This window comes from Bacillus sp. IBL03825 (assembly GCF_024712505.1).
Lineage (GTDB): Bacteria > Bacillota > Bacilli > Bacillales > Bacillaceae_G > Bacillus_A > Bacillus_A wiedmannii.
This window is the reverse complement of the sequence record NZ_JAMXKE010000001.1, coordinates 2,942,506-2,954,356: the sequence shown is the minus strand read 5'-3', so window position 1 is coordinate 2,954,356 and position 11,851 is coordinate 2,942,506. Positions and strand designations below refer to the sequence as shown.

The 11,851-nt window shown below is 35.9% G+C and carries 8 protein-coding genes, 1 pseudogene and 1 other annotated feature; of the genes and pseudogenes, 8 read left to right on the top strand and 1 reads right to left on the bottom strand.

The genetic code is table 11. The annotated features are described in order from the left end of the window. Window positions 1–66 precede the first annotated feature (66 nt). The 8 genes from NHG49_RS15175 (at window position 67) to NHG49_RS15140 (ending at window position 11,570) form a co-directional block, all read left to right on the top strand. Complete coding sequence (locus tag NHG49_RS15175) at window positions 67–1,143, top strand: bifunctional 3-deoxy-7-phosphoheptulonate synthase/chorismate mutase (RefSeq protein ID WP_258126200.1); 1,077 nt, start codon at window positions 67–69, stop codon at window positions 1,141–1,143. Between the two features lie 9 nt (window positions 1,144–1,152). Then, window positions 1,153–1,372 (top strand) — a binding site (T-box leader). Window positions 1,373–1,425: 53 nt separating this feature from the next. Next, a complete protein-coding gene (gene aroC / locus NHG49_RS15170; RefSeq protein WP_258126199.1) occupies window positions 1,426–2,598 on the top strand; it encodes a chorismate synthase in 1,173 nt (390 codons plus the stop codon). 18 nt (window positions 2,599–2,616) lie between these two features. Beyond that, entirely contained in the window at window positions 2,617–3,717 is a 1,101-nt protein-coding gene (gene hisC / locus NHG49_RS15165; RefSeq protein WP_222659866.1) for a histidinol-phosphate transaminase, read from the top strand. Beyond that, a complete protein-coding gene (gene tyrA / locus NHG49_RS15160) occupies window positions 3,710–4,810 on the top strand; it encodes a prephenate dehydrogenase (RefSeq protein WP_001228147.1) in 1,101 nt (366 codons plus the stop codon). Before hisC ends, tyrA begins: the two co-directional genes overlap by 8 nt. A 16-nt stretch (window positions 4,811–4,826) precedes the next feature. Beyond that, window positions 4,827–6,116 carry a 3-phosphoshikimate 1-carboxyvinyltransferase gene (aroA, locus tag NHG49_RS15155; RefSeq protein ID WP_258126197.1) on the top strand — a complete coding sequence of 430 codons (1,290 nt, stop codon included), beginning with the start codon at window positions 4,827–4,829 and terminating at the stop codon, window positions 6,114–6,116. Between the two features lie 135 nt (window positions 6,117–6,251). Next, window positions 6,252–7,412, top strand: coding sequence for a GNAT family N-acetyltransferase (locus tag NHG49_RS15150; protein ID WP_064475606.1), 1,161 nt, complete (start codon window positions 6,252–6,254; stop codon window positions 7,410–7,412). A 230-nt stretch (window positions 7,413–7,642) separates the two neighbouring features. Further along, window positions 7,643–8,209 carry a TetR/AcrR family transcriptional regulator gene (locus NHG49_RS15145; protein WP_001107298.1) on the top strand — a complete coding sequence of 189 codons (567 nt, stop codon included), beginning with the start codon at window positions 7,643–7,645 and terminating at the stop codon, window positions 8,207–8,209. A gap of 244 nt (window positions 8,210–8,453) precedes the next feature. After that, a complete protein-coding gene (locus NHG49_RS15140) occupies window positions 8,454–11,570 on the top strand; it encodes an MMPL family transporter (protein ID WP_258126196.1) in 3,117 nt (1,038 codons plus the stop codon). 29 nt (window positions 11,571–11,599) lie between these two features. Here the strand turns inward: NHG49_RS15140 and NHG49_RS15135 are convergent. Then, window positions 11,600–11,773, bottom strand: a pseudogene (locus NHG49_RS15135) (stress protein); the annotation flags it as partial. Between the last annotated feature and the right edge of the window lie 78 nt (window positions 11,774–11,851).

Sequence of the window (11,851 nt, the reverse complement as noted above, 5' to 3'; positions counted from 1 at the left end):
GTTCAGAAAATAGAGAATTTTTCATTCTCTTACTATACTTTTAAAACATTAGAGGAGGATTTCCAAATGGCAAATCATGAATTAGATCAATTACGTAAACAGGTAGATGAAATTAACTTACAACTATTACACCTTTTAAACAAACGTGGTGAAATCGTTCAAAAAATTGGGGAACAGAAGAAAGTACAAGGTACGAAACGTTTTGATCCAGTACGTGAGCGTGAAGTACTTGACATGATCGCAGAGCATAACGAAGGACCATTCGAAACGTCAACAGTTCAACACATTTTCAAAACAATCTTCAAAGCTAGCTTAGAATTACAAGAAGATGATAACCGTAAAGCATTACTAGTATCACGTAAAAAGAAACAAGAAAACACAATCGTTAATGTAAAAGGTGAATTGATTGGAAATGGAACACAAACGTTCATCATGGGACCTTGTGCGGTAGAAAGCTTAGAGCAAGTTCGCCAAGTAGGGCAAGCGATGAAAGACCAAGGTCTAAAATTAATGCGCGGTGGTGCTTTCAAACCGAGAACATCTCCATACGATTTCCAAGGTTTAGGAGTAGAAGGATTACAAATTTTACGCCAAGTAGCAGATGAGTTCGACTTAGCGATCATTAGTGAAATCTTAAATCCGAACGATGTTGAAATGGCGCTAGACTACGTTGATGTCATTCAAGTTGGCGCACGTAACATGCAAAACTTCGATTTATTACGAGCTGTAGGTAAAGTTAACAAACCAGTATTACTAAAACGTGGATTAGCAGCAACAATTGATGAGTTCATTAACGCAGCTGAGTACATCATTGCACAAGGTAACGACCAAATTATTCTATGTGAGCGTGGTATCCGCACATACGAAAGAGCGACACGTAACACATTAGACATTTCAGCAGTACCGATTTTAAAGAAAGAAACACATTTACCAGTAATCGTTGACGTAACGCATTCAACTGGACGCAGAGATTTATTATTACCAACAGCGAAAGCAGCACTTGCAATTGGCGCAGATGCGGTAATGGCTGAAGTACACCCAGACCCAGCGGTTGCATTATCAGATTCTGCACAACAAATGGATATTCCAGAATTCCATAGATTCATGGATGAGTTAAAAGGTTTCAAAAATAAATTATCTTAATTCCATATCATATATGCGCTGAAGAGGAAACAGTAGTGCTTATCTCACTGTTAAAGAGAGCTGATGGTCGGTGTGAATCAGTACAAAGATAAGCATGAATTACAGCCTTGGAGCATCTTTTCCGCCAACTTTTGGAGGGAAAGACGGTCAAACGATCGTTACAGAAGAAGAGAGGTAGACGATAGTTGTCTACAACTAGGGTGGTACCGCGATAAACATCGTCCCTACTGAGCGCTCAGTAGGGACTTTTTTGTACAAAAAAATAGTAAAGGGGCAAGAGAAATGAGATACATTACAGCTGGAGAATCACATGGACCGCAGTTAACAGTTATTTTAGAAGGTGTACCAGCAGGTTTAACATTAACAGCGGAACATATTAATAAAGAATTATTAAGAAGACAAAAAGGGCACGGACGCGGAAGACGCATGCAAATAGAAACTGATACAGTTGAAATTGTAAGTGGTGTTCGTCATGGGATGACACTTGGCTCACCAATAACGTTAATCGTTAAAAATGATGATTTCAAACATTGGACGAAAGTAATGGGTGCAGAGCCAATTTCGGAAAAAGAAAGTAAAGATATGAAACGTACAATTACAAAACCACGTCCAGGACATGCGGATTTAAACGGCGCAATTAAATATGGACATCGTGATATAAGAAACGTACTAGAGCGCTCATCTGCAAGAGAAACGACAGTTCGTGTAGCTGCTGGTGCAGTTGCGAAACAAATTTTGAAAGAATTAGGCGTAGAAATTGCAGGGCATGTTCTTGAAATTGGTGGGGTACAAGCGAAACGAATTTCAAACTTACCAATAGAAGAAATTCAAACGATTACTGAAAATTCACCAGTTCGATGTTTAGATAAAGAAGTAGAACAAGAGATGATGGATGCGATAGATAACGCTAAAAGTAGTGGGGATTCAATCGGTGGTATTGTTGAAGTCATTGCAGAAGGTATGCCAATTGGCGTTGGTAGTTACGTTCATTACGATCGTAAATTAGATGCAAAACTTGCTGGTGCAATTATGAGTATTAATGCATTTAAAGGTGCTGAAATTGGCGTTGGTTTTGAAGCAGCAAGACAGCCAGGAAGTAAAGTGCACGATGAAATATTATGGGATGAAGAAAATGGATACACGAGAAAAACGAATAATGCCGGTGGTTTAGAAGGCGGTATGACAACAGGAATGCCAATTGTCGTAAGAGGTGTTATGAAGCCAATACCTACATTATATAAACCGTTAGCAAGTGTTGACATTGATACGAAAGAAGCATTCCAAGCGAGTATTGAAAGATCTGATAGTTGTGCAGTACCAGCAGCAGGTGTAGTAGCTGAATCTGTTGTAGCATGGGAACTTGCACATGCACTAGTCGAACAATTCGGAAAAGATCGTATAGATTTAATTCAGCAAAACATTACGCAACATAACAAATACGCAAAAGAATTTTAATAAAAAGGTGGTTTTAACATGCAAGTAAAAGATCAGCTATCATCATTACAACCATATAAACCAGGTAAATCACCTGAACAAATGAAAGAAGTGTACGGAGATCATTCATTTGTGAAATTAGCATCAAATGAAAATCCGTTCGGCTGTTCACCACGTGTTTTAGATGAGTTGCAAAAATCGTGGTTGGAACATGCTTTATATCCTGACGGAGGTGCTACAACGCTCCGTCAAACAATTGCAGATAAGTTACATGTCCAAATGGAACAAATACTTTGCGGTAGTGGTTTAGACGAAGTCATTCAAATAATAAGCCGTGCAGTACTTAAAGCAGGAGATAACATCGTAACGGCTGGTGCAACATTCCCGCAGTACCGTCATCATGCAATTATTGAAGGTTGTGAAGTGAAAGAAATCCCTTTAAATAACGGTGTATACGATTTAGACGAAATTTCGTCAGCAATAAATAATAATACGAAAATCGTATGGATTTGTAATCCGAACAACCCGACAGGCACATATGTGAATGATCGAAATTTGACTCAATTTATTGAAGGTATTAGTGAAAATACGTTAATTGTCATTGATGAAGCGTACTATGAATACGTAACAGCAAAAGATTTCCCGGAGACATTACCGCTTTTAGAAAAACATAAAAATATTCTTGTACTTAGAACATTTTCTAAAGCGTACGGATTAGCTTCTTTCCGCGTTGGATATGCGATTGGACAAGAAGAGTTAATCGAGAAATTAAATGTCGTACGTTTGCCATTTAACGTATCTTCATTAGCGCAAAAAGCAGCGACGATTGCTTTTGGTGATAATGAGTTTATTGAAGAAATAGTTCGTGTGAATACAGAGGGATTACAAAAATACGAGAGCTTTTGTAAGGAAAATGAAATTCCATTTTATCCATCGCAAACCAATTTCATCTTCTTGCCAGTTGAGAATGCTGGAGAGATTTATGAAGCTTGTGCACACGCAGGGTTTATTATACGTCCGTTCCCGAATGGTGTCCGTATTACAGTCGGAACAAGGGAGCAAAATGAAGGAGTGATTTCAGTGTTAAAACAACACTTTGAAAATAAAAAAAGAAAGTCTCGAGATGAGGCAAATGCGTAAAAAGGTAGTATTAATTGGAACAGGTTTAATAGGAGGCTCTCTCGCATTAGCAATTAAGAAAGAGCACGATGTAACGATAACAGGTTATGATATATTTCAAGAACAAGTAGAGCGTGCAAAAGAATTACACGTAGTAGATGAAGTAGCAGTAGATTTACAGCATGCATGTGAAGAGGCACATTTAATTGTGTTTGCTTCTCCAGTTGAAGAAACGAAGAAGTTATTACACAAATTAGCGTCATTTCATTTACGGGAAGATGTTATTGTAACAGATGTTGGTAGTACAAAAGGGACGATCATGAATGAAGCGGAAGCTTTATTTTCAAAGGAAGTTTCTTTCATTGGTGGACATCCGATGGCAGGTTCTCATAAAACGGGAGTTGAAAGTGCAAAAGCACATTTATTTGAAAATGCATTTTATATTTTAACGCCGATGAATCATGTGCCAAATGAACATGTGGAAGAACTAAAGCGTTGGTTACAAGGAACAGGATCTCATTTTCTCGTTCTAAATACAGAGGAACATGATTATGTAACAGGGATCGTTAGTCATTTTCCGCATCTTATCGCAGCTGGATTAGTAAAGCAAGTGGAGAAACATGCAGGAGATAATCCGCTCATTCATCAACTAGCTGCGGGAGGGTTTAAAGACATTACACGTATCGCATCTAGTAGCCCAAAAATGTGGAGTGATATTGTTAAGCAAAATCGCGAGCATTTAATGGTATTATTAAAAGAGTGGATCTCTGAAATGGAAGATTTATATGATACAGTTTCTACTGGAGATGCAGGCGAGATTCAAACCTATTTTGCAGACGCGAAAGAATACCGTGACTCTTTACCAGTACGAAAGAGAGGGGCAATTCCTGCCTATCACGACTTATACGTCGATGTTTTAGATAAAGTAGGGGCATTGGCTCATATTACGAGTATTTTGGCACGCGAAGAAATTAGTATTACGAACTTGCAAATATTAGAAGCGCGTGAAGGGTTGCTTGGGGTATTACGTATTAGCTTCCAAAGAGAAGAAGATCGTATGAAAGCAAAGCTAGCGCTTGGAGAAGAAAAATACCAAACTTATGAAACAATTTAAATGAGAAGGTGAAAACATGAAGGAAAGAACAATAGAACCTGTTAATAACGGATTAAATGGTATTATTACAATTCCAGGAGATAAATCCATTTCACACCGCGCTGTCATGTTCGGCGCGATTGCAGAAGGAAAAACAACGATTAAAGGTTTCTTGCCCGGTGCAGACTGTTTAAGTACAATTTCTTGCTTTAAAGAAATGGGAGTAGAAATCGTGCAAAACGGTGATGAAGTCACTGTAGTTGGTAAAGGATTAGAAGGCTTACAAGAACCGAAAGCTGTATTAGATGTTGGTAATTCTGGTACAACAATACGTTTAATGTCAGGAATTTTGGCAAATACACCATTTTTCTCTTGCGTACAAGGTGATGCATCTATCGCAAAAAGACCGATGAAACGTGTTACAAATCCATTAAAACAAATGGGTGCAAACATTGATGGCCGCGAAGAAGGGACTTTTACACCGTTAACAATACGTGGTGGAGATTTAAAAGCAATTGAATACACTTCACCTGTAGCAAGTGCGCAAGTAAAGTCAGCTATTTTACTTGCAGGACTTCGAGCAGAAGGTGTAACAGCTGTTACAGAACCACATATTTCACGCGATCATACGGAAAGAATGCTTGAAGCCTTTGGAGTTAAAGTAATTCGTGAGGGAAAAACAGTGAAACTTGCAGGTGGACAAAAGTTAACAGCAACAGACGTTCAAGTGCCAGGTGACGTATCGTCAGCAGCATTCTTCTTAGTAGCGGGCGCAACCATTCCAAATAGTAAACTAGTATTACAAAATGTAGGGATGAATCCAACTCGTACAGGGATCATTGATGTTTTAGAGAAAATGGGTGCTACGTTCACTGTAGAGCCAATTAACGAAGGAGCATCAGAACCAGCTGCAAATATTACAATTGAAACATCTTCATTAAAAGGAATCGAAATTGGCGGAGATATTATCCCAAGATTAATCGATGAAATTCCTGTTATCGCCTTAGCAGCAACGCAAGCAGAAGGAATTACAGTAATTAAAGATGCGCACGAATTAAAAGTAAAAGAAACAAACCGTATCGATACAGTCGTTGCGGAGTTAACGAAACTAGGAGCTCGCATAGAAGCAACTGATGACGGCATGATTATTTACGGGAAATCAGCACTAAAAGGCAATACAGTAAATAGTTACGGTGATCACCGCATTGGAATGATGCTTGCAATTGCGGGCTGTCTAGCAGAAGGAAAAACAACAATTGAAGACGCAGAAGCAGTAGGCGTATCATATCCTACATTCTTCGAAGAACTTCGAAAGTTAGCAAAATAAAGTAATAAAAAGCAGATACCGGATGTATCTGCTTTTTATATTGGATTCGTGTCGTTAAGTCCATATAATTTCATTCACCGCACCAGAATATTGAGAATTATGGTACAATTCAAACAAGGAATGGAGGAGAAATAGATGAACGTTATACAATTAAAAGAAGATAGATTTAGAGAAGCATTACGCTTATCGGAATACGCTTTTCAATATAAAGTTGATGGGGAACGATTGCAGCAACAACTTACAAAGATGAAAGAAAGTCATGAAATATACGGTATTATGGAAGGTGAAGATGTAGCAGCAAAACTGCATCTTATTCCGTTTCATATATACATAGGCAAAGAGAAATTTAAAATGGGAGGCGTTGCAGGGGTAGCGACGTATCCAGAGTATAGAAGAAGCGGATATGTAAAAGAATTACTTCAACACTCACTTCAAACGATGAAAAATGACGGATATACAGTATCAATGCTACATCCATTTGCTGTTTCATTTTACCGTAAATACGGCTGGGAACTTTGTGCGAATCTCTTTGTATGTCATATGACAAAGAGTGATTTAGTTATGAAAAAACAAGTAAATGGTACTGTGAAACGTTTCAATAAAGAAAATCACCCAGAAGAGGTCGAAAAGATTTATGAAACATTTGCAGAACATTTTTCCGGTATGCTAGTTCGCGATGAAAAATGGTGGTTACAAGCTGTTTATGATGATTTAACATTAGCGATTTATTACGATAAAAATAAAACGGCAGCTGGCTACATGCTATATAAAATAGAAAACTATAAAATGACAGTAGAAGAATTTGTTCCACTGCATAATGAAGCGCGAAATGGTCTGTGGAACTTTATTTGTCAGCATGATTCTATGATTAAAGAACTTGAAATGACAGTAATTGAAAACGAACCGTTATTATATACACTGCAAGAGCCACGCGTGAAAGCAGAAATAAAGCCATATTTTATGGGCAGAATTGTAGATGTGGAGCAGTTCTTAAAACAATATGAGTTGAATTGGAACAATGCACAGCAAGAAGTGATTTTACATATTACAGATTCATTTGCACCGTGGAATAACGTTACAGTGAGGCTTGCAAATCATGAAATAACAATTATAGAAGAAGAAATAAAGGATAAAGGAATTAGTCTAGATATAAATGCATTATCTACAATAATGTTTGGATACAAACGTCCGTTACAACTTAATGAACTAGAATTAATTAGCGGAAGTGAAGAGGAAATACGAGCGTTTGAGAATATAGTTCCAGTACGTAAAGCATTTATTTATGATTTCTTTTAAGTTATAAATAGGAAATTGAGCTGTCCCAAATAAAATTTTGGGACGGCTTCAAATTACACTGTCAGTTTTTGTCGGTAAATCGATATATCTTGAAAATCGCTGATATAATTTTTTCACAAACAAGGGATTAAAAACCGAACCGATACTGGTCACGCACTTGACTTTTAATCCATGTAATTTATAATTAAAAACGGAATGAATTTTCATTCCTGAAAATAGAGGTGGAAAAAATGGCTAAAAACAAACAAGAGGATATTTTTGATGCTGCGATGAAACTTTTCGCAGAGCGTGGTTACGATGGTACGACAATTCCAATGATTGCTGAAAAGGCAAAAGTCGGTGCGGGTACTATTTATCGCTATTTTGAAAATAAAGAGGCACTTGTTAACTCATTATTTTCAAAAAGTATGTTAGAGCTTTCTGAAATGATAAAAACGGATTTTCCTGTTGAAGCAAATATTCGTGAACAGTTTAGTCATACGTACAACCGTTTATTTGAATTTGCGAGAAACAATGTGGATGCTTTTTTATTTACAAATTCTCACTGTGATAGTTATTTTCTTGATGAACAAAGTAAGAAAATATTTGAAGATTTTATAGGCTTCTTTATGAATATTATTGAAGATGGAATCGCAAAAGGTTTTCTTCGTCCATTGCCTCCAGTTGCTTTAATTATTATTGTATATCAACCGCTAGAAAAACTAACGAAGGTAATTGCAACAGGGCAATTAGAATACTCAAAAGAATTAGTAAAAGAATTGGAAGAAAGTTCTTGGAACGCTATTAGAATCATTTGATTCTATAGCTAATAAGTATAGGAATGAATATTCATTCCTGAATAGATTTAAAACATGAGAGTAGGAGAGGATATTTGTGTAACAACAGGAATGAACATTCATTCCGGAAAAGGTAGTTTAATAAAGTTTAAAAAATAATGTAATATAATGATAGGAATGAACGTTCATTCCGAAAAAAGTATTTTTAAAAGGATAGGAATGAATATTCATTCCCTTTTAATTTTCAAAATGGGAGATGATTAAAATGAGTAAGCTGAAAAATTGGAGAAGTTTATCTTTTCTATTATGGATAGTTATTACTATTGCAATGATCGTAACGATGCCTAATATGGATAAATTAGTGAAAGAAAAAGGGCACATTACGATTCCTAATACAGAACAAAGTAGTATTGCTGACAAGATGATAAAAGAGATGGATAAAGACGGGACTGAAAAGTATGAAATTATAGCTGTTTTTAATAGTGGAAGTAAAACAGCTTTAACAACTGAGCAAAAAGAGGAAATCGTAAAAACAATCCATGCTTTACAAAATGAAAAAGAGCAATTAGGAATTAAGGAAGTTGTTTCTCATTTAGATAATAAAGATTTGGAAAAACAGTTGATATCTAAAGACAATACGACCATTTTAACGCAAATCTCAGTAGATAAAAAAAATGGTGAAATATCAAAAGTTGCAAATGGGCTTCATAAAAAAGTGCAAACGAAAGGGGTAAAAACGTACTTAACAGGAAGTGATTTAATAGCTGGTGATTTTCTTACTTCCTCTCAAGAGGGAGTGAAGAAGACAGAAGTTATTTCTATCATTTTCATTCTAGTTGTATTAATCATTGTATTTCGTTCGCCAATTGTTCCGATTGTTTCCCTTCTTACTGTTGGTGTATCATATTTAGTTTCAATGGGGATTATTGCCCATTTAGTAGATCAATTTAATTTTCCGTTTTCTAACTTTACACAAGTGTTTGTAGTTGTTGTCCTGTTTGGGGTTGGAACAGACTATAACATTTTATTATATACAAGATTTAAAGAAGAATTAAGTAAACAAGAGAATTCATTTTTGGCTACGAAAGAAACGTTTAAATCAGCAGGGAAAACCGTTTTATATAGTGGGATAGCAGTACTAATTGGTTTTGCATCTCTTGCTTTAGCGAGTTTTAAATTATATCAATCTACTTCAGCGGTAGCAATTGGTGTCGCAGTATTATTACTCGTATTAACTACGTTAAATCCATTTTTTATGGTGCTTTTAGGAAAAGGAATGTTTTATCCAGTTAAAACATTTAAAGGTCATGAGGATAGTCGTTTATGGGGATTTCTTGCGAAAAACTCAGTAGTAAGACCATTCGCAGCTTTAATCATCGTATTTGTGATATCGATTCCTTTCGTAATGAAATACTCTAACACATTAAATTACAATGATTTATTTGAAGTAGATAATAAATATGAGTCGAAAATGGGGATTAACGTAATAGAAGAGCATTTTCCACCTGGTTTCTCTTCACCAAGTACGTTAGTCATTCAATCAGATAACAAGTTAGATGAGGCGAGTTCGCTGCAAACTTTAGATGAACTAACTGATAAGATTTTGAAAGTGAAAGGTGTTTCAGAAGTATATTCACCGACGCGTCCAACCGGTGAAAGGATAAAAGAACTATATATAAATAAACAAGCGGGAGAACTGAATACAGGTTTAGGAGATGCGAATGGTGGTATAAATGAAATTAATGATGGATTAACTACTGCAAAAGATAAAATGGGTAGTAAAGATTCAAATAGTCTTGCAAACGTTCAAAAATTAATTGATGGAACAACGGAAGCGAAAAATGGTGTAACAGCATTAGGAACAGCTTTAAATCAACTTTCAAGTGGTATAAACAACGGAGCACAAGGTGCGCAGCGAATTGAGAGTGGATTAACCTCAGTAAATGAAAATATAAATGTTCTATCTAATGCAACGTCACAACTTCATGCTGGTTATTCGCAGTTAGAAAAAGGTTTAAGTTCCTACGATCAATACTTCGGAAGTATTTCTCAAGCGATTGATGGGGCGAAAAAAGGCTATGAACAAATTGACATATTAATGACCAATTTCATTCAAACGAAACCAGAATTAGCAAATGATCCGAACATACTGCAAACGATAGGGATCGCTAAAGAGGCTCAAAAGCAATTAGGTGGGCTTTCAAATGAATTAAACCAATTAGCAACGCAACATAAAGCGGCGATGGGTTCATTTAAAGAAGCAAATCAATCGTTATCGAAAGTGGATAACGGCTTAAAAGAAATGAGCGATGGAGTTACTAAATTACAAAAAGGAGCAGCTGATCTTAAAAATGGATTAAATGAAGGTGCTTCAGGCTCAAAACAAATTGCGAACAAGTCATCTGAGTTACAAACCGGATTAACAAAAATAAATGATGGGCAAGGCCAGTTATTAACCGGGCTGAAAGACTTGCAAGAACAGATGGGACAATTACAATCAGGATTATCTAAAAGTACAGAAGGGCTTGAAAAGGTAAGTAACGGACTAGGAGATGCTCAAAAATATTTAGGAGAACTAAATGAATCAAAAAGCTCTGCGAAATTTTATATACCAAAAGAAGTTTTAGAGGGGGAAGATTTCCAAAAAGCATTGAATACGTACATGTCACAAGATAGAAAGACTGCTAAAATGATAATCATTTTAGACGTAAATCCGTATTCAAAAGAAGCAATGCCAATCATTGAAGAAATTAATAAAACGATAGACGGTACGTTAAATGGTACAGAATTAAAATCGGTGAAAAAAGCAATCGGCGGCACAACAGCTAGAAATGTTGATTTAAAAGAAGTAACAGGCCAAGATTTCTTACGTACAGCTACAATTATGTTAATTGGAATTGCGATTGTATTACTCATTATTACACGGTCATTTTTAAATGCAATCTTCATTATTGGATCTTTAATATTAGCTTATTTTGCATCACTTGGCATAAGTGAACAAATTAGTGCACACTTACTAAATGTAGAGTCATTAAGCTGGAATGTACCATTCTTTAGTTTTATTATGATTGTCGCTTTAGGTGTGGATTATAGCATTTTTGTAATGATGCGATACAATGAGCTAGAAGGGGACCCCGCAACGAAAATTGTAAATGCATCTCGTCACATAGGAGGAGTCGTATTATCAGCGGCACTTATTTTAGGTGGTACATTTGCTGCATTAATCCCTTCAGGTGTATTGACACTTATACAAGTAGCATCTGTTGTTGGTGTTGCACTGTTACTATTAGCTATCATTGTGATGCCAATATTGTTACCTGCATTAATAGGGTTAACGAGTAAAATGAAGCATTATACGAAGAAATTAAGTAAAAGAAAATAAAAGAATCCCCTTTTAAAAGGGGATTTTTCTTATTTAATAAACTTGTCCATCACGTCTATATATTTTGCAAATTCTTCATCTTTCATATCTCCATTCATTTGTAAAAGAAAATTGCCTTTTGCGTGTGTATGAGAGAATAACATAGGAGCAGAATTTCCTAATTCATCATAATATTTCTTAACTTTTTCTAGGTCTTCTTTCTTTTTATTCAAGGTAGAAAAGGGATGAATAGCAATCAACCGTTGCTATTCATCCATCTTCTACTATATAATAGCTATAGT

Excerpts from the sequence above, each read along its gene's own strand:
- hisC (WP_222659866.1), top strand. The coding sequence starts at position 2,617 with ATGCAAGTAAAAGATCAGCTATCATCATTACAACCATATAAACCAGGT.
- NHG49_RS15150 (WP_064475606.1), top strand. The coding sequence starts at position 6,252 with ATGAACGTTATACAATTAAAAGAAGATAGATTTAGAGAAGCATTACGC.
- NHG49_RS15175 (WP_258126200.1), top strand. The coding sequence starts at position 67 with ATGGCAAATCATGAATTAGATCAATTACGTAAACAGGTAGATGAAATT.
- NHG49_RS15145 (WP_001107298.1), top strand. The coding sequence starts at position 7,643 with ATGGCTAAAAACAAACAAGAGGATATTTTTGATGCTGCGATGAAACTT.
- NHG49_RS15140 (WP_258126196.1), top strand. The coding sequence starts at position 8,454 with ATGAGTAAGCTGAAAAATTGGAGAAGTTTATCTTTTCTATTATGGATA.
- aroC (WP_258126199.1), top strand. The coding sequence starts at position 1,426 with ATGAGATACATTACAGCTGGAGAATCACATGGACCGCAGTTAACAGTT.
- aroA (WP_258126197.1), top strand. The coding sequence starts at position 4,827 with ATGAAGGAAAGAACAATAGAACCTGTTAATAACGGATTAAATGGTATT.
- tyrA (WP_001228147.1), top strand. The coding sequence starts at position 3,710 with ATGCGTAAAAAGGTAGTATTAATTGGAACAGGTTTAATAGGAGGCTCT.